14 protein-coding genes are annotated in these 18,613 nt (G+C 63.6%); 3 read left to right on the forward strand and 11 right to left on the reverse strand.

What is annotated here, in order from left to right; all coding sequences use genetic code 11:
• Positions 1–113 precede the first annotated feature (113 nt).
• Together ACNKU3_RS16370 and ACNKU3_RS16375 are read left to right on the forward strand one after the other, a co-directional pair.
• A complete protein-coding gene (locus ACNKU3_RS16370; RefSeq protein ID WP_418260621.1) occupies positions 114–785 on the forward strand; it encodes a hypothetical protein in 672 nt (223 codons plus the stop codon).
• Between the two features lie 266 nt (positions 786–1,051).
• A complete protein-coding gene (locus ACNKU3_RS16375) occupies positions 1,052–3,577 on the forward strand; it encodes a TonB-dependent receptor (RefSeq protein ID WP_418260622.1) in 2,526 nt (841 codons plus the stop codon).
• A 425-nt stretch (positions 3,578–4,002) separates the two neighbouring features.
• Here the strand turns inward: ACNKU3_RS16375 and ACNKU3_RS16380 are convergent, their stop codons facing one another.
• From ACNKU3_RS16380 to ACNKU3_RS16400, 5 genes are all read right to left on the reverse strand, one after another.
• Positions 4,003–5,583 carry an FAD-binding oxidoreductase gene (locus ACNKU3_RS16380; protein ID WP_418260623.1) on the reverse strand — a complete coding sequence of 527 codons (1,581 nt, stop codon included), beginning with the start codon at positions 5,581–5,583 and terminating at the stop codon, positions 4,003–4,005.
• A gap of 37 nt (positions 5,584–5,620) precedes the next feature.
• Positions 5,621–5,932 (reverse strand): c-type cytochrome, encoded by a 312-nt coding sequence (locus tag ACNKU3_RS16385; RefSeq protein ID WP_418260624.1) that lies wholly within the window; start codon positions 5,930–5,932, stop codon positions 5,621–5,623.
• A 19-nt stretch (positions 5,933–5,951) separates the two neighbouring features.
• Positions 5,952–7,376 (reverse strand): flavin monoamine oxidase family protein, encoded by a 1,425-nt coding sequence (locus ACNKU3_RS16390; protein WP_418260625.1) that lies wholly within the window; start codon positions 7,374–7,376, stop codon positions 5,952–5,954.
• A gap of 74 nt (positions 7,377–7,450) precedes the next feature.
• A complete protein-coding gene (locus ACNKU3_RS16395; protein WP_418260626.1) occupies positions 7,451–8,455 on the reverse strand; it encodes a DUF1838 family protein in 1,005 nt (334 codons plus the stop codon).
• Positions 8,456–8,498: 43 nt separating this feature from the next.
• A complete protein-coding gene (locus ACNKU3_RS16400) occupies positions 8,499–9,263 on the reverse strand; it encodes a hypothetical protein (RefSeq protein WP_418260627.1) in 765 nt (254 codons plus the stop codon).
• 208 nt (positions 9,264–9,471) lie between these two features.
• On the opposite strand from ACNKU3_RS16400, the gene ACNKU3_RS16405 reads away from it, so the two are divergent.
• Complete coding sequence (locus ACNKU3_RS16405; RefSeq protein ID WP_418260628.1) at positions 9,472–10,167, forward strand: Crp/Fnr family transcriptional regulator; 696 nt, start codon at positions 9,472–9,474, stop codon at positions 10,165–10,167.
• A 4-nt stretch (positions 10,168–10,171) separates the two neighbouring features.
• Here the strand turns inward: ACNKU3_RS16405 and ACNKU3_RS16410 are convergent, their stop codons facing one another.
• The 6 genes from ACNKU3_RS16410 to ACNKU3_RS16435 form a co-directional block, all read right to left on the reverse strand.
• Entirely contained in the window at positions 10,172–11,200 is a 1,029-nt protein-coding gene (locus ACNKU3_RS16410) for an alpha/beta fold hydrolase (protein WP_418260629.1), read from the reverse strand.
• A gap of 36 nt (positions 11,201–11,236) precedes the next feature.
• Positions 11,237–11,881 carry a 3-isopropylmalate dehydratase small subunit gene (leuD, locus tag ACNKU3_RS16415; RefSeq protein WP_418260630.1) on the reverse strand — a complete coding sequence of 215 codons (645 nt, stop codon included), beginning with the start codon at positions 11,879–11,881 and terminating at the stop codon, positions 11,237–11,239.
• Positions 11,878–13,305 (reverse strand): 3-isopropylmalate dehydratase large subunit, encoded by a 1,428-nt coding sequence (leuC, locus tag ACNKU3_RS16420; RefSeq protein WP_418260631.1) that lies wholly within the window; start codon positions 13,303–13,305, stop codon positions 11,878–11,880. The genes leuD and leuC overlap by 4 nt, the downstream gene beginning before the upstream one ends.
• Before the next feature lie 25 nt (positions 13,306–13,330).
• On the reverse strand, positions 13,331–15,199 hold the full coding sequence (locus ACNKU3_RS16425) for a hydantoinase B/oxoprolinase family protein (RefSeq protein ID WP_418260632.1): 1,869 nt from the start codon (positions 15,197–15,199) through the stop codon (positions 13,331–13,333).
• A 17-nt stretch (positions 15,200–15,216) separates the two neighbouring features.
• Positions 15,217–17,289 (reverse strand): hydantoinase/oxoprolinase family protein, encoded by a 2,073-nt coding sequence (locus tag ACNKU3_RS16430; RefSeq protein ID WP_418260633.1) that lies wholly within the window; start codon positions 17,287–17,289, stop codon positions 15,217–15,219.
• Positions 17,290–17,549: 260 nt separating this feature from the next.
• Positions 17,550–18,575: a DUF1838 family protein gene (locus ACNKU3_RS16435; RefSeq protein ID WP_418260634.1), complete on the reverse strand. Its 1,026-nt coding sequence runs from the start codon at positions 18,573–18,575 to the stop codon at positions 17,550–17,552.
• Positions 18,576–18,613: the final 38 nt, after the last annotated feature.

The raw sequence follows: 18,613 nt of genomic DNA on the forward strand, positions 1-18,613 counted from the left end.
GTAGCTACAAATTCAAGGGACTAGTCTACGCGCAGTTCTAGCGAGCTATTTTCACCAAGTTTTTTGCCAGGAGCGCCCGGTAACGGGGCGCCTGTCCCGAGAGGAAACACATTATGGAACTCGCAATCCTGCGCTGGCTGCACATTCTCGCCATGGTCTACTGGCTGGGCGGCGAATGGGGGGTCTTCCAGACCTCCTACAATATCGTCAACCGCAAGCTGTCCATGGAGGAGCGTCGCCGGCACCTCGAAACCGCTTACCGCATCGACATCCTGGCGCGCACCGGCATCATCATGCTGCTGCCGCTCGGTCTCCATATGGGCTATTTCTGGGGCGTGCAGCCCTGGGGTGGCGCGTTCCTGGTCGGCGTCTGGATCGCCCTCGCCGCCTGGCTGGCCCTGTGCTGGTCGGCGTTTTTCTTCCGTGAAACCGACCTCGGCATCCGCCTGACCAAGCTGGATGAAGCCATCCGTTACGTCCTGATACCGGTTCTGGCTATCGCCGCCATCAGTTCCCTGCTCGGCCACGGTCCCTTCGCGGGCGGCAGCGGCCAACTCTGGTACTCCACCAAGATCCTGATCTTCTCCGGGCTGCTGGTCATCGGCCTGTGGCTGCGCTACGTAATGCGCGAATGGACGATGATTTTCCGTGTGCTGGCGCAACGGGAAGACCCGGCGCTGGAAGCGCGCCTGGAAAAGCAGATCGCGCTCTCCCGCTACATCGCCTACCTGTACTGGATCGGCATCGCCAGCGTTGGCTTCCTCGGGGCGACCAAACCGTTCTGACGCAGGTCAGGGCGACCTTGGTCGTTCCACAACCCGCCCTTGAGGCGGGTTTTTTTTGCCCGCGTTGCAGCGCTATCACACCTGCTCCGCAGCAATTTAAACAGACATGATTAAATAACATTGATATATCAAAATACCTATAGGATTATCACTCGAGTGCTGTTGCCGCGGCGCTCTCGCCGCGCTGATTCCAAGCCACCCATAACCGGCAATGGCCTCTGAACTGAAACGATATTCACGGCAATCACCAGCCTGGAGGTAGGGGAATGAACAGGAAAAGCAGCAAGGTCGTTACAGGGTTGCTCGCGGCCAGCGCCGCCTGGAGCGGAAGCCTTCCCGCACAGGCGCAGACCGATGGCCTGGCGATAGAGGAAGTGGTGGTCACCGCGCGCAAACGCACGGAGAACCTGCAGGATGTACCGATCGCCATCAGCGCCATCGACCAGACCACCATCGAGCGCGCCGGTATCGAGCGCCCCGCGGATTTCATCGGCCTGATTCCCAACGTCACCATGGTGGACGCCGCCAATATCGGCGACACCCAGGTCAGCATTCGCGGCGTGGTCTCCACCCGCGACGCCGAATCGACCTTCGCCTATGTCGTCGACGGCATTCTCAGCACCAACCCCAACAGCTTCAACGAGGAGTTGTTCGACGTCCAGCAGATCGAAGTGCTCAAGGGCCCGCAGGGCGCGCTCTACGGGCGCAACGCCGTCGCCGGCGCGGTACTGGTGACCACCGTTCCACCGAGCAACGAATTCGAAGCCAGGGTCACCGGCGGTATCGCCAACAACAACGCCTACAAGGCCAACGCCATGGTCAGCGGCCCGCTGATCGAGGACACCCTGCTTGCGCGCCTGGCGGTCAGCAACCGGAAAACCGACGGCTTCTACAAGAATATTTTCACCGGTTCCGACGATGCGGTGGACTACCTCGAGGACACCAGCGCAAGGGGCCGAATGATCTGGAATGTCAGTGATGATCTCTCGCTGGATTTCCGCGCCGGCTATTCCAGGGCTGAGTCCGGCGCGATCAACTTCAACGCCGCCTTCGCCATCCCGCTATTTGTCGATGTGCTCGGTTCACCGGAATATTTCAAGGACGTCAACGACCTGGATTTCAACTTTACCTTCAACGTGCCCGGGGAGAACAAACAGGAAACCACCGAGTTCGCAGTGAAGGCGGACTGGGATCTCGGCTTTGCCGACCTGAGCGCCAGCCTGGCCTACAACGATCTCGAGGAGTACCTGCTCTCCGACGGCACCAGCGCCACCTTCTACGGCTATGAGTTGACCCCGGCGTGCCAGAGCGACCGCGCAACGCTCAACAGCTTTACCCGCCCCGACCTGTTCGGCGACGTGCTGGCGCCCTTCCTGGTATTGCCCCCGGGACAGGATTTCCAGGGTGTCTACGGCCCCTACACCGCACTCTCCTGTGACGGCTACCAGTACCAGGAACGCAACCAGGAAGACCTCAGCTTCGACGCTCGCCTGAGCTCACCGGACGACCAGTCCCTGCGCTGGATCGGCGGTATCTACCTGGCGGAAATCGAGCGCGAGGTAGTGGTCGCCTACGGCGCCGACCAGGGCCTCGGCTTCAAACGCGCGCCCTATGTACCGGCCACCGGCCCCAACCCCACCGACCTGCTGTTCTGGGACGACTTCAACACCTCGGTCTACGCGGTGTACGGCCAGATCGAACTGGACCTGACCGACACCCTGGAACTGGCCCTCGCCGCCCGCTACGACCGCGAGGACCGCGAGGTGAAAAACAAGGTGCCCAACGTGAGCAACTCGGGCCTTAACGTCAACCTGCTCGACCCCGTCACTGGCGCCCCGGGACCGCTCAACCCGGCTTACAACAGCAACCCGGATGGCATTCCCAAACGCGACGACACCTACAGCCAGTTCCAGCCCAAGGTCACCCTGAACTGGGCGGCAACCGACAGCGTCAACCTTTACGCCAGCTACGGTATCGGCTTCCGCAGCGGCGGCTTCAACTCGGTGGGTACCGAGGACCTGATCAACTACTGGTTCAACGCCGGCTACGGCGGCCCGGGAGAAACGGTGGATGCCGGGCTGAGCGTTACCGACGACTACGACAAGGAAGTGTCCGAGGCCTGGGAACTGGGCATGAAATCCGAATTCTTCGGGCGCCGCCTGCGCCTGAACGCTTCGGTATTCCGCACCGATGTCGAGGACAACCAGTTCTTCGAGTTCTTCGCCGGCCCCTTCGGCCTGCTGCGCTCGGTCACCACCATCGACAAGATGTACGTGCAGGGCGCAGAAGCGGACTTCACCTTCGTTGCCGCCGAAGGCCTGACGCTTTACGGCGGCATCGGCCTGCTGGATTCCGAGATCGAGAAAAACCGCAACCGGCCGCTGTCCGAGGGTAACGACGTTCCGCAGGCACCGGACACCACCGCCAACCTCGGCGCGGAATGGGTTTTGCCGCTGACCGGCGATCTCAACCTGGTAAGCCGGCTGGACTGGCAGTATGTCGGGGAGACCTGGTTCCACACGCTGCAGGGAGAGCAGACCCCCACGATCTGGAACGCCTTCTTCGGGCCCGGGTTCAACCAGGACTTTTCCAAGGCCTCCCGCGATCCCTATGACACCATCGACATGCGTGTCGGGCTGGAAGCCGAGCACTGGACGCTCACCGCCTGGGGCCGCAACCTGACCGACGAGGACTACCTGCAGGAAGTGATCCCGGCGCCGGAGTTCGGCGGTAGCTTCGACCACCCGTCGGCGCTGCGCTCCTATGGCGTGGATTTCTCTTATCGCTTCTAGTTGCTTCCCCGGGTTTGCGTGGCGGCCTTTCGGCCGCTGCGTGGGAGCCGGGAGCCAGGCTGCCGATTACGGACCAGAGTGCGAAGGCCTGGGGTTGCCCCCGCGTTGCCAGTGGGTGGGAAGGCTCTTTTACGGACTTGGAGGGCGTCGGTGCGAGCTCGATCCTCATGCGGAACCGCCACAGCAACGCGATGCGCCAACCCACCCCACCAGCTACCGTGGACTTCAGTAGCATGTAACCTCAAGCCTTAATCAAAACCCCACAGCCACGCGGCAATTCCGGACACCAAAAGGCCAACGCGCCGCAAGCGCCCGGAATGGAGTAAAAGAGCTTTCCCGCCCGCAGGCCACGCAGCGGCCGCCAGGCCGCCAACCCAAAGGTACAAGAGAGATTCAGCGGGAACCCCAGGGCCCCCGCGGGAGATTTACAGGCCGAGGGATCCCGGGTTGACCCGGTTCTGCGGATCGACCAGTTCCTTGATCGAGCTGATCAGTTTCAGGGTATTGGCATCGAGCCCCTCACGGTAGCGATAGCTCTTGCCGATCTGCAGGTGCACGCCGCCCATTCCGGTGAACAGTTCGATAATGTCCTGGCGGATGGTCGCCACCGCCGCGCGGGAGGCCTCGTTGGCGGGGAAACCCTTCAGGCGCTTGAGGTGGTCCGGGGTAATGCTCTTGCGATGCAGTTCGTTGAGTTCGTCGGGCCAGAAGAACACCGGTTCCAGGGCGAAACAGTTAGTGGACACCGTGGCGAACAGGTAACCCATACCGATACCGTGCTCCTCGATCAGGGCCGCATGGCGTTCCTTGATTGCCTCGACACCGGCGAAGGCCGCGATCACCTTCGAGTGCGGCAGCAGCGCGTGCACCGGCACCCAGCGCTCGCCCTCGGGGCCGACCATGTTGTTGACCGGGCCGAAAGGATTGGCGCGCACGATCTTCGGGATGCTGTTCTCGATCTCGCGGCCATTGTGGCGGGCGATGATATCCCGCACCTGGCGCGCCATCAGCTGTGCGGCTTCCGGACAGCGCTCCTCGACAATCACCTGGATGGAGAAATCCACCTCGTTCATGTAGCGGCGTCCGGCGAACGCGACTTTCGCGCCCTCTTTCAGCGCGCCGAACACGGAGCCGCTGCTTTTCATCACCCCGGTCAGCGACTTCACGTCCGCCGCGAGGCTCTCGCGCTTCATGCGCTGGGACTGCAGGTACGGGTCGAAGCCGAAGCATTCCATGGCCAGGCCCTTGCGGCCAATTTCGCTCATGGCCGCCAGCGCATCTGCACCGCTTTTGAAGTCCATGGCCAGGTATTCCTTCGCCGGGAGCTGGGGAATCAGGCGCAGGGTGATGACCGCCTTGAAACCGAGGGCACCGCTGTCGCAGGTGAACAGGCCGGTGAGGTCGGGCCCATAATGGCGGAAGAACGGGCTGCCGTTGACCTGGGCGCCGGAGCCGGTACGCACGACGGAGCCATCCGCCAGCACGACCTCAAGGCCGATCACCGAATCCGCAGCGCTGCCGAACTGGCCGGAGCCCCAGAAAATCGCGTTCTGCGAAAGGCCGCCACCCACGGTGGCGTAGCGCCCGGAGAGCGTTCCCCAGTAGGGCGTGCGCAAGCCGGTATCCGCCAGCGCCTCGTGCAGGGCCTGCCAGGTACAGCCGCACTCCACCGTGACGTACATGTCCTCGGCATTGATCTCCAATACCCGCGACATCCGCGAGGTATCGACGACCACGCTGTCCGGCTCGGCCGGCACATAGCCGCTGGTATAGGACATGCCGCCGCCGCGGGGAATCACCGCGTAGCCAGCTGCAGTGCAAGCCCTGACCACCGCGGACAATTCCGCGGTTGAGCCCGGACGCGCGACCGCCAGGGCAGGGGTGCCCTGGCTATAGACGTCCTGGGCATAGAATGCGCACGAATAGTCGTCCGTGAGTACGTGCTCCTGGCCGAGACAGCCGGAAAGTTGTTCCAGCAATCCGCTTGACGGTTGGGGCATCGACATCAATTTACTCCTGACAGTTAAAGCCTGGTTCTGGACATCACAGGTTGGCGAAATAGTCCGCAATCGCCGTGATCTGCTCTTCGTTCAGGCTCTTCGCCATCGGACTCATCATCGGGTCCTTGCGGGCGCCACTCTGGAAATCCTTCATCTGCTTGACCAGGTAGGCCGGTTTCTGCCCCGCGAGATTGGGCCACAGGCCACTGGAGCTGATGCCGTCGCTGCCGTGGCAGCTGAAGCAAACTACCGCGCCCGGCGGCGGAGTGGGTTTCTCCGCGCCTTCAGCTGCGACCAGCTGGCAGGTAACCAGCAACAGGGACAGGGACAGGCCCCGGGTAATCTTCGATGTCATAACTAATCTGCCTGAATACTTAAATACGGGAAATGATTTCGCCGGCAGCACGTTCACCGGACTCCAGTGCGCCCTCCATGCCGGAGGCCCACGTGGCGGTGTGCTCGCCTGCGAAAAACAGGTTGCCGTGGGGTTCGGCCAACGCGCTGGCATAGCGCGCGATCTGCCCTGGACGCCACACGGCGAAGGAGCCGCCGCTGAAGCGGGAATCCTGCCAGGACCATACTTTACTGACTTCGACAGCGCCCTTCGCTTCCGGCATGGCTTTGTAGAACTGCGCCATCACCGCCGCTTGCAGCGCTTCGGGGGCCATACCCTCGTAACGCTCCGCGCCCTTGCCGTTGATCCAGATGGTCAGGTTGGTGATCTGCCCGGTTTTCTCCGGGTCGGTCGCGAACACCCGCTCTATCGGGCCGTCGGACCAGATGTTGGGCATGAAGCCGACACCCTTCCAGAAAGGGGCAGTCACCCGCAGGTGCAACTGGGTTACCTTGCCGTAGGCGACGTTCTGCGCCGCCTCTGCCTGCAATTGCGGCAGTCCCGGGCTAATCTCGATGGCGGCCAGGGCCGGCAGTGGCAATGTACAGAGCACATAGCGCGCGCGAAAAGCGGTGCCGTCCTCACACAGGACCTGCATACCCTCGCCGTCGCGGGCGATGGACTTCACCACCTTGCCCTGCAGGACCGGCGTGGCCAGGGCCGCGGCCATGGCCTCCGGCAGGCGCTGGTTACCGCCCACGACCACCTTGTAGCCACCCGGGGTCGAAAAGCCTTTCAACAGCAGCGCCTTGACCCGCAGCATGAACAACAGCGAGGTTTCATCCAGGGTGCGGCCGTAGTTGTTGTTCACGCCCAACAGCTCCACCGCGGGATCGCTCACACCCTGCTCGCGCAGGAACTCGCCGAGCGAGCGGTCCAGATGGAAGAACGACGGTTTCGCCCAGTCGTCGGCGCTGGCGAAAGGCGTATCACCGAGCAACTGCAGCAGCGCCTGGTCCGGCGGCAGCTGTTTCAACGCCTCGGGCAAGGGGTTCAGCGGCGAAGTGGGCCAGTCCGCGGGCATGAGTCGCTGCCCGGCGATATCCATGATCTGCGGCACCGGCTCCGAGCCCTTGCCGAAATCCAGGGTTTCCAGTTCCACCCCGTGCTTGAGGGCGCTGAAAATGAAGCGGCCGTAGGTCGGCCCCACGGTCTGGCCGCCCGCCTCGGGGCGACCCGGCACATCGTCCATGGTGTAGACGCGGCCACCGATCCGCTGACGAGCTTCCAGCACCTGTACCTTCAGGCCCGCGGCCTCCAGCTGCTCCGCGGCGTACAGCCCCGACAGCCCGGCGCCGATAACCACGACATCAAGCGACGAATCGGCAGCGCGCAAGCCCAGGGGCAGCAGCGAACCCGCGGCCAACAGGCCGGCACGGGAAATCAATTGCCTTCTGTTGATCAAGTCATGCTCTCCATTCGCTCCCCCGCGGGATTACCGCAGGGGGAGCCTTCGCACTGAGCGACGCCCGCGGGCAATCACTCAGCGGTTTTCTTCACCGGCGCCGGCTTCTGCTCGCGCGCGTAATGTTCCAGGCTCGAGAAACTGGGCTCCTCGTACTCGGTGGGCGCGTTGAAATACTTCGGATAGTGTTTCTCTGCATAGGCCTTGACCTTCGGCGAGAGTACTTTCATGTCATTGTAGGCGCCCATCATGCAATCGTAGTAGATGTGCCCTTCTGTCTGACCCATCAGCATCCAGGGCAGCCAGGGTGTAATCCGCGACCAGGTACCGGAGTACTCGACACTGGTCTTGCTCGGGTCCGCCAGGTCCTCGCGGTCGATGACATAGGTAAACATCTCGGATACCCGGTTCATCGGGCCGGAAGACTCTCGCGGCCACGCCTCCGGTTGCAGCGCCGAGGGGTAGTACAGGTGAATCGGGGTGCGCAGGAAGACCTTGTTGTCACCGGTTTCGCGCCAGTTGAGCAGCAGCGGGCGCTTCGGCGGCTTTTCCTTGTTGAGACCGCCATAGGAGGGCGGATCCGGGTAGAAGGGGCCGATCTTGTAGTTGAACGGGTCGTTGGCGATGGGCACGACTTTCACCCGCTCGCCTGTGTAGGGGTTGTCCCAGTGTTCGAGAATTTCGCCAGTTTCAAGATCGGTGTAGAAACCGACTTCACGCAGCAGCTTCTGGTAGACACCGTCGCCAATATCCTGCAGGCGGGCAAAGGAGAAACCCTCGAATCCGAACAGCGGCTTGACCTTTTCACCGGGGCGCACGCCGTTGACCGTGCCGGCGTACCAGCCGAATTTCTGCTTGCCGATGTCGAGGTCCGCCTGCAGTCGCGCCATGGCGTCGCGGTTCCAGATGTTGTCATCGTACTTAAGGGTCGAGTAGTCCACCTTACTGGTCGTATCGGTGCCCGCGGCGAGGGCGGAGGCACCCACGCCGGCAATGCCGGCACCGACGGCGGCCTTGCCGGCCATACCAAGAAAATCCCGGCGCGCGTTGTCGACGCCCGGCTGGTGATCTTTCTTCATAGTTCATTCCTCGCTCTGTGTTTCGGTGCCACTGGCATGTTGGTCACTGGCTGCTGTTGTCGATCAAGCTGACGTCTCGTTTTTCATCATTCCCGGCGGACACGATTCCCCCGACTGCATGTACCCGACGCAGTCGCTCGCGCTGGCCTTCCACGTCGTCGGCGCTGATGCGAATACCGCGGGAAATCGCGAAACCGCGCAAGCCGCCGAGGCCTGCACCCGTGTCATTCGGGTCGGACACCATCCCCATGTTGAGAATATACCGCCTGTCCGGCGGGTTGAGGCTGACATACTGGCGGTAGTGTTCGTAGCCGGTCTGCGAATCCAGAACCCGCCGGATTGCGCTGTCCTCGGCGACAACCCGGGTTTCCATGCCTCCGGATTCGACAATCTCAGGGCGGATTGATTCCTGCCGTACAGAGGCCGTATCGGCTATGGCGACATGCTCGCTGATGGTGACCAGTTCCACGCCCTGGCTCGCCAGTATCTGCCCATAACTCAGGTAGGGGCTGGCCTCGCCGGGGGGATAGAACTTGTATTCGGTCTCAATGACGCGGTCACCGCGCACCTCGATACCGGTAAGGGTGTGGTATTCGCGCAGACGGGGGTTCATATCACCATCGAAGTAACTGTTGGTACCGAGCCACCACCCCGCAGCGTGTTGCCAGAAAGGAACGTCTCCGAGATTCATCGCCGCCTGTGCGACACCCAGCTGGGGTAGCAGAGCAGCCAGGAGCGGCAGGACCAGGCGCAGCGCGAACCCGACCCCGACCGGGCCCGATTCCAGCTTCGTTGCACTGCACGCCATTCGCCTCTCCATTAAAATACTATTGATATACTATTAATACTTTATGTATCTCATCATACGCCGGGGATGTCAATACACTTGCGGGTTTCGAAGCACGGCGCGCGCCTTCCACCCCGGATAAATCACCGCTTGCCGATATGACAGATACTTTGCACGGCCTATAATCCAGACACTGCAACTTGTCGGCGCAGGAGACCCAACGCCTGTCATGAATTCTGATAACCCGTCCCGGGGCAACATCGATTTTGGACGTGACTACGACCTCTACAGGGGCCTGAGCGAGAGCGAACTGGGAAGCCTCGCCGATATCGCCCGCCTCAAAATCTGCTCCGAACAGCAGTACCTCTTCACCCAGCACACCCCGGCCGAGCGCGTATTCAACCTGATCACGGGCTGCGCCCTGGTTGAGCGCATGTCCAGTACCGGCCACCGGCAGGTACTCGCGTTCCTGTTTCCCGGCGACTTCGTCGGCCTGAGCAACACCGAGTTTTTTGAATACGGTGTAAAGACACTCACCGAATTCACCGCCCACGAGTTCAACCAGCAAAAGCTGCTTGCGCTCGCCGATAGCGCGCCCCAACTCAAGCGCAACATCAAGGACATCAGTGCCAACGTACTCGCCCACGCCCTCGACCAGGTCTACGTGCTGGGCCAGAAAAAAGCCGACGAGCGCCTGTGCTTCCTGATCGTGGAACTGCTGCAGCGCATGCCCGGCGCCACCCCGGAGAACCTCCTGCTGCCCATGACCCGCCAGGACATCGCCGATTATCTCGGCCTGACCGTGGAAACCGTCAGCCGCTCGCTGGCCAAGCTGAAACGCGATGGCGTCATATCGATCCCCTCCCGCCACGTCTTGCGGGTCGAAAACCTCGCCGAAGTCCTGCACCTGGCGGACATGGAATAACTGCCTAGTCCGCCCCGCCTGCGCCTGCCACGGGTTCAGCGGGCTGCGACTCCGGCACTTCGGGCACCACTGCCTCGACATAGGCTGCGATCATCCGGGCAAAGCGGTGGGGCACCTCCAGCGGCGGGTAGTGACCGACATCCGGCATATACACCCGTGAAATCTGTGCGTTTTCCAGGTAACGGCTAACCGCCACCGCGGCGGACTCGGGCAGCAGTGGATCGGCAGTACCCCAGACCAGCAGGGTCGGCGCCACGATCTTTTTCATTTCGACAATGGCCTGCTTGCCATCGCCGATCCGGGCGATCATCGCAATCAGGTGCTTTTCCGGCGTACGCCGGTTGAAGTCGTAGTACTCCCTGCGGGTTTGTGCGGAAATACGCTCCGCCTCGCCGGAGAAATAGCTCAGGAATTCGTTCCAGAAATCCTGATCCCGGAATCCGCTTGCCTTCGACCGGGCTACCGCGTCCAGGAAGGCCTGCGGCATTACCAGGTGACTGGTATCGACCGGGTCCGAGGGGTTGTTGGAGAGAATCAGCCGCTCGACGATATCGGGACGGCGCGCTGCCAGGTACATGCCCATGGTGCCGCCGCTGGAGACACCGGCGAAGGTCACGCGCTCAATAGCGAGGTGGTCGAGTAGCGCCAGGGGAATGTCGGTGGGCTGCAGCTTACCGACATCGCTGTCGGAAGCGCCATCGGAGAGCCCGTAGCTGGGAACGTCAAAGCGAATCACCCGGTAGCGGTTTTTCAGGTCTTCGGTAATCACGTCCCAGGTGCGCAGGCTGCTCTCCGAGCCGTGCACCAGCAACAGTACCGGGGCATCGCGCGGACCTTCGTCCTTGTAGTGGATCTGCATATCCCCAACGCGGAGATAGCGGCTTTGCGGATCCTCATACTGCTCGCGCAGTTGGCCGATGGTCAGGAAGGGGTAGGATGCATCGGTTGCACTGACCACCCCCGGAATCGCCGACAACAGTGCCAGGCAACAGGCTATGGCGATAATAGCCGGCTTGCCAAGTGTCATTCGCATCTCGATATTCTCCGCATTCTGCAGCCGGGCGGGGCCTCAGCCAGCGGCCCCGAAGAGCCAGGGTTCACGCTCGCGCAATTCGCTTTCAAAACTGCGAATTCGCCCGGCACTGGCCAGCGTCACCGCGATGTCGTCCAGCCCCTCGAGCAGGTGATGGCGCCGGGCGGCGTCGATTTCGAAGGGCCACTGGTAGTCGCCACTGATCACCAGCTGCGCCTCGAGGTCCACCTCCAGTTCAACTGTCTGCTCAACCGTGGCAAGCGCGAACAGGCCCGACACCACCTCGGCGGGCAGGGTCAGTGGCAGGAGCCCGTTCTTGAAGCAGTTGTTGTAGAAAATGTCGGCAAAGCTCGGCGCGATGACCACCCGGAAGCCGAAATCCCGCAGCGCCCACACCGCGTGCTCGCGGCTGGATCCACAACCGAAGTTTTCCCGCGCCAGCAGGATACTGGCGCCCGTGTAGGGGGCGTGGTTCAGGCTGAAATCGGGGTTGGGCCGGCGCGTGCTCGTGTCGGTTTCCGCGTCGCCCGGATCGAGATAGCGCCAGTCGTCGAACAGCCAGTCGCCGTAGCCATAGCGGCTGATCGATTTCAGGTACTGCTTGGGCAGGATGGCATCGGTATCCACATTGCTGCGATCGAGCGGGAAGACCTGGCCGCGGTGGGTCACAAAGGGGGTCACAACGCTACCTCGCTGCTGATGTCGACAAAATGGCCGGCAATGGCCGCCGCGGCTGCCATCGCGGGACTCACCAGGTGCGTGCGCCCGCCGATACCCTGGCGGCCCTGGAAATTGCGGTTGGAGGTCGAGGCGCAGTGCTCACCGGGTTCCAGCCGGTCGGCGTTCATCGCCAGGCACATGGAACAGCCGGGTTCGCGCCACTCGAAACCGGCGGCGCGGATGATCGCATCCAGACCCTCGGATTCCGCCTGCTGCTTGACCAGTCCGGAACCGGGCACCACCAGCGCCTGCTTGACGCTGTCCGCGACCTGTTTGCCCGCAACGATGCGCGCGACTTCACGGATATCCTCGATGCGGGAATTGGTGCAGGAGCCGATAAAGGCGCGGTCGATGCGGATATCGGTGATCGCCTGGCCCGCGTCGAGGCCCATGTAGGCCAGTGCTGACTCGCAGGCACCGGCCCTGGTCTGGTCGTCGAAATCGCTCGGCGCAGGAACTCGCGCGTCAACCGCGACCACCATTTCCGGTGAGGTACCCCAGGAAACCTGGGGGCGGATATCGGCGGCGTCGAAACACCAGGCGTGGTCGAAATGCGCGCCGGGGTCGCTGTGCAGTGACGCCCAGTCGGCGGTGGCGGCGCGCCACCGTTCGCCGGCAGGCGCGTAGGGCCTGCCCTCCAGGTAAGCCTCGGTCACCGCGTCGTAGGCCACCAGGCCGGCGCGCGCGCCCGCCTCGATCGCCATGTTGCACAGGGTCATACGCCCTTCCATGCTGAGCGAGCGCACCGCCTGGCCGGCGAATTCGATAGTGCAGCCGGTGCCGCCGGCGGTGCCGACTTTTCCGATGACGTAAAGGGCGATGTCCTTCGCGGTCACCCCCGGGCGCAGGCTGCCACTGATTTCTACCAGCATGTTGCGGGCCTTCATCTGCCGCAGGCACTGGGTGGCGAGCACGTGCTCGACCTCGGAGGTGCCGATGCCCACACCGAGGGCGGCGAAAGCGCCGTGGGTCGCGGTGTGGGAATCGCCGCACACGACCGTCGTGCCCGGCAGGGTCATGCCCTGTTCCGGCGCGATCACATGCACGATGCCCTGGCGGGTGTCCTGCAGGTCAAACTGCAGCAGGTCGAACTCCTTGCAGTTGCTGTCGAGGGCAATGATCTGCTTGCGCGAGACCGGGTCGCTCACGCCCTCGATACCCAGCCCGCGGTCGGTGGTGGGCACGTTGTGGTCGGGAGTCGCGATGATCGACTCGCGCCGCCAGGGCTTGCGCCCCGCCGCCCGCAGGCCCTCGAAGGCCTGGGCGGAGGACACCTCGTGCACGATGTGCCGGTCGATGTAGATCAGCGACATGCCCTCATCGTCGGTGGCGATGCAGCGCCGCTCCCACAGCTTGTCATACAGTGTTTTCGGGTTTTCTGCCATTGTCCGGTTTCCGCCTCGACCTGTCCTAGCTGGCCTGGCGCCGGAACGTGGGCGCGACCGGCGGCGGCAGGTGGGTTTCCTCCAGGCAGCGGGCCTTGATTTCCTCGATCGTACCACCGCGGTTGAACACCGCAATTTCGCCGCGCGCTTCGGCCATGGTCGCGCGCAGGGCCTCGGTGGCCGCCGTATCGACTGCCCCGTCGACGATCACCACGCCGTAGCGACGGGCGCCGTCCACCGACACCAGGCCGCGATTGACATCCGCCAGCACCAGCTGCGGATCGCGCGCGAAGGGGTCACCCCAGCCGCCGCCACCCCAGGTGTTGAAGTACAGCAGGTCGCCGGCCTTCACCTGGATGCCCTCGCGCTTGGACGGCAGCCATTCCTCGGAGCCATCCGCGCGCACCAGCAGCTTGGTGGAACGCAGGCCCGGCTCGCCGCCGTTGACACCCCAGGGGTACATCAGCCAGCGGTCGTCGTGGATGCCGATCTCGCCGTCGCAGAGGAAGCGGTAGGCCACGCTGAGGCCGTTGCCGCCGCGGTGCAGGCCGGCGCCGCCGGAGTCGGTGATGGTCTCGTATTTCTCGATGCGCATCGGGAAGTAGGACTCGATGAACTCGTTGGGCACGTTGGTGAAGCCCGGCCACAGGGAGTGGCCGTCCGGGCCGTCGCCTACCGGGCGCCCGGGAATGCCGCCGAAGCCGATCTGGAACAGCTGGAACCACTCGCCCTTGTCGTCGTAACCGGAGTAGAACAGGTGCGGCGAATCGGAGAAGCCGGCGGCGTTCAGCAGTTCCTTCGGTGCGCCCATGCCCAGCAGTGCGCCGAGGATGTCGAAAATGCGGCCCAGCGCGTGGGTGCGGCCGGACAGCGCCGCCGGGTAGTTCGGCTTGAGCAGGGTGCCCTGCGGGATGCGCACGTCCACCAGGTCGTAGAAGCCGTCGTTAAAGATGATCTGCGGGTCGACGATGTTGATCGTGAACGAGCCGAAGAACATCTTGAACATGTCCTCGTTGAGGAAGAAGTTCACCGAGCTTTGCGCCTGCGGGTCGGTACCCTCGAAGTCGAAGATTACCCGCTCGCCCTCGCGCCACATCTTGCAGGTGATGGCGTAGGGGCCCATGCCCTTGCCGTCGTCGCAGAGGTAGTCGGTGAACTCGCGCGGCTCCTCGGGGACGATCATCTTGATGATCTCGCTCATGGCCATGCGGTTGCGCTCCAGCATGATCTGCATGGTGGAGTCGAAGACGTCGTCGCCGAAGCGCTCGGCCAGCTCCACGCAGCGGCGCGCGGCGGTCTTGCAGGCCGCGACCAGCGCGTTGAGGTCGAAGCGGTTCCACTGCGGGGTGCGCACGTTGTGCAGGATCATTTCCAGCATGTCTTCCTGCAGCACGCCCTTCTTGTACAGCTTCACCGGAGGAATGCGGATGCCTTCCTGGAAGATGGTGGTGGCCTCGATCGGCATGGAGCCGGGCACCATGCCGCCGTTGTCGGACATGTGGCCGAACATCGCCGACCAGGCGATGTGGCGCCCTTCCTTGAACACCGGCAGCAGCACGATCCAGTCGTTGAGGTGGGACACCGCCGCATTGCACATGTAGGGGTCGTTGGTGAGGATGATGTCGCCCTCTTCGATGTCCCCGTTGTAGGCGCTGTTGAAGCCCGGGATGAAGGAGCCGAACTGGCCGACGACCATCTTGCCCTCGCGGTTGGCGATCATCGGGAAGCAGTCGCCCTGCTCGCGGATGCCGGGAGACATGGCGGTGCGGAACAGCACCGCGTCCATTTCCTCGCGCGCGTTGCGCAGGGCGTTCTCGATGATGTCGACGGTCACGCCTTCGACATCGACGCGCTGCAGGGGAGTCAGGTTGGTTTCAATAATATTGGCTGGCATTGTAAATTCCCCCGTGGTTACTCAGAGACCGCATCGGCCGGGTTGATGAGCAGGTTGCCGATGCTATCGACGCGGGCCGCGTAGCCCGGGAGCACCAGTGTCGTCGAATCCATCTCGCTGACGATGGCCGGGCCCGGCACCAGCATGTTTTCCTGCAGCAGCTTGCGGTCGTAGATGACCGCGTCGTGCCACTGCCCGCCGCTGAAGATGCGGGTGTCGTGCAGCTTGCAGTCGTCCAGGGTCAGGCCGGCGTCGACCAGCCGCTTCAGTGCGATCTCGCCGGCATTGGCCTTGGCCACGGCGCGGATCATGAGAATTTCGTGGCCGTCGCCAAGCTTGAAGGTAAACAGCTTCTCGTGCTCGTTGTCGAAATAGTCGGTGATCAGCGCGAGGCCCTGCTCGCGCAGATCCGCCTCGCTAAACTCGACGCTGATCTCGAAGGCCTGGCCGACGTAGCGCAGGTCGGCCTGGTAGGTCACGGCCAGGTCCTCGGACGGGATGCCATCGGCAATCAGCGATTCCGAGGCGCGCGCTTTCAGTTCCGCCAGGTCAGCCAGCAGTTTGTCCGCGCTGGTGTCTTCCACCATGGTCAGGTAAGTGCGGGCGGCTTCGTCCTGCACCTGGGTGGTGGCGTCGCCGTAGGCGCACAACACCCCGGGGCCGGGGGGCACGATGACCGGCCAGGCGCTGGTCAGGATGCCCAGGGCGTTGGCGTGCAGCGGACCGGCGCCGCCGAAGCCCACCAGGGCGAAGTCGCGGGGGTCATAACCCTGCTCGACGGACACCAGGCGCAGGGCGCCGAACATGGCCTCGTTGGCGATGCGGATGATCCCTTCCGCGGCCTCCATCATATCGATACCCATGGCATCGGCGACTTTCGCCACGGCCTTTTCCGCCGCGTCGCGGTCGATGGCCATGGCGCCGCCCAGTTGCACGTCCGAGGGCAGGTAGCCCAGCACCACGTTGGCGTCGCAGACCGTGGGCTCGACACCGCCTTTCATGTAGGCGGCGGGCCCGGGCACCGCACCGGCGGACTCGGGGCCGACACGCAGCGCCTTGGTCAGTTCGGGAACGAAGGCGATGGAGCCGCCGCCGGCGCCGACCGTGCGCACGTCAACGGAAGGGGCGCGCACGCGCACGTCGCCGACGATGGTTTCGCGGCGCACCTTGGCGCGGGCGCCCTGGATCAGCGCCACGTCGGTAGACGTACCGCCCATGTCGAAGGTCAGGATGTCGTCGTAGCCGGCGCGGGTGCAGAAGTACAGCGCGCCGGTCACACCGCCGGCGGGGCCGGACATCAGCAGGTTGACCGGGGATTCGGCGGAGGCGCGGCCCGAGGCCAGGCCGCCGTCGGAGCGCAGGATCGACAGGTGTACGCTTTCACCCATGCGCTCCTCCAGCGAGTTCTGCAGGTTGTTGACGTACTTGGCCACTTCCGGACGCACATAGGAGTTGACCACGGTGGTCTCGGTGCGCTCGTATTCCTGCATCTCCGGCACTACTTCGCTGGAGATGGAGATCGGCACGTCGTCGAAAATCTCCATGGCGATTTCCCGCGCCCGCATCTCGTGGGCGTGGTTCACATAGGCGTTGATGAAACAGATGGTCAGGGCTTCCACCTGGCCGGTGGCGCGAAGTTTTTCCAGGTCGCTGCGCAGCGCGGCTTCATCCAGTTCAGTCACGATCTCGCCGTTGGCGCCGATGCGTTCGCTGGCACCGATGGTCAGTTCCAGCGGCGCCAGCAGCGGGCTCTTGACGAAGCTCACCCAGCCGCCGAGGCCGCCGGGGCAGAAGGAGCGTGCTACCTGCAGGGTCTGCTCGTAACCTTTGGTGGTCACCAGGCCCACCCGTGCACCCTTGCCGGTCAGCACCGCGTTGGTCGCCACGGTAGTGCCGTGCATCACCCGGCTGATCTGCTTCGGATCGACACCGGACTCCTCGCAGATGCGGGCAACCCCGTTCAGCACACCCACGGAAGAGTCCTGCGGGGTGGAAGGCACTTTGGCGGTGAAGGTTTCCCCGCTCTCCTCGTTGATCAACAGCAGGTCGGTGAAGGTACCCCCGACATCCACTCCCAGACGATAGCTCATACGTTTTAACCTCATCGCAAATACGCTCCGGCGGATGGGTGCGCCGGCGATTGATGCATGACACCCACCTGCATCCGGTCACTATACGCTCTCGTGCGGCATAAAAACCGGTGGCGCGGACGGTGCAGCGGGTAAGAATTACAGAGGATACAGTGAACGATTCAACCGCATAAAAACATGACAATTGTCATCCGTGGTGATCGCATGAGGCCCGGGGGAAATGGCGTCCCGCCGCGGGCCGGGCGGCGGGACGCTGGCAATCAGCCCTCGCGCTTGTAGCCGGGGGTTTCCGGGGGCACCTGCCGGGCGTAGTGCTCCAGCGTACCCACCACGCCGAGGTCGGGGCCGTCAGTGGGTTCCTCGAACAGGTCGGGGCGATCGCGCTCCACCCGGTCGCGCACCACCGCCGGCACGTCATCCATGCCACCGGTGATCTGGTAGCTGTGCATGCGCCCCATCAGGACGCCGTGCACCCCGCTCTGCCCCATCAGCATCCAGGGCCACCAGGGGGCCTGGCGCATGAAGCCAGCGGTGAAGCGCGCGGTCTCCGTGGAGCGGTCGTCGATCTCGTCGCGCGAGGTGAACAGGGTAAAGTGCTCGGACGGGTTGACCCGCGGCCCGGTGGAGGCCTTCGGCCAACCCTCGGGGGTTACCGGGTTGGTGTACTCGTGGGCGTAGTCCCAGCCCAGCAGGTACTGGTCGCCGATCACCTGCCAGGGCAGGCGGAAGGGCTCGCCGCCTTTCGGTTTCTTGCCCATGTCGTTGTTCACGGTCTCGCCGTCGCCCACCCGGAACACCTTGCGCTCCAGGCCGAGGCTGCCGCGGAACGCGTCGTTGAGGAAGGGGAACACCTCGACCCGCTCGCCGGTCCAGGGGTTGTCCCAGTAGTCGATGATCTCGCCGGTGGCCAGGTCGGTGAAGTAACCGGCCTCCTTGCCCATCACCTTGACGGTGCCATCGGGCAGGATCTTGTTGCGGATATTGCCGAAGCCGACATAGCCGAACAGCGGTTTGGCGCGCTCGGAGCCGACGATGGCGTACTGCACGCCCTGGTAGCCGGAGAGGACCGCCTTGTCGCCGATGGTGCCCCAGAGCTTGGCGAAGCCGTAGAGGTTCTCCCGCGGGTCGTCGACATCCAGCGGTTTCAGGTTGGGGTTGGCACCGCTGGCGGGGGGCACGGCGGCCACGGCGATCGCCGGGGTGGCGGCCGCCGCGGTAGCAGCGGCGAGGCCGGCGCCGACAAAGGAGCGGCGCGAGAGATTTTGCTGATCCAGTTCGTGGCTCATGTAGTTTCCTTGCTGGCTGTAAATTGGCGAAAAACGGA

Source organism: Haliea sp. E17, assembly GCF_048323675.1.
Taxonomy (GTDB): Bacteria; Pseudomonadota; Gammaproteobacteria; order Pseudomonadales; family Halieaceae; genus Mangrovimicrobium.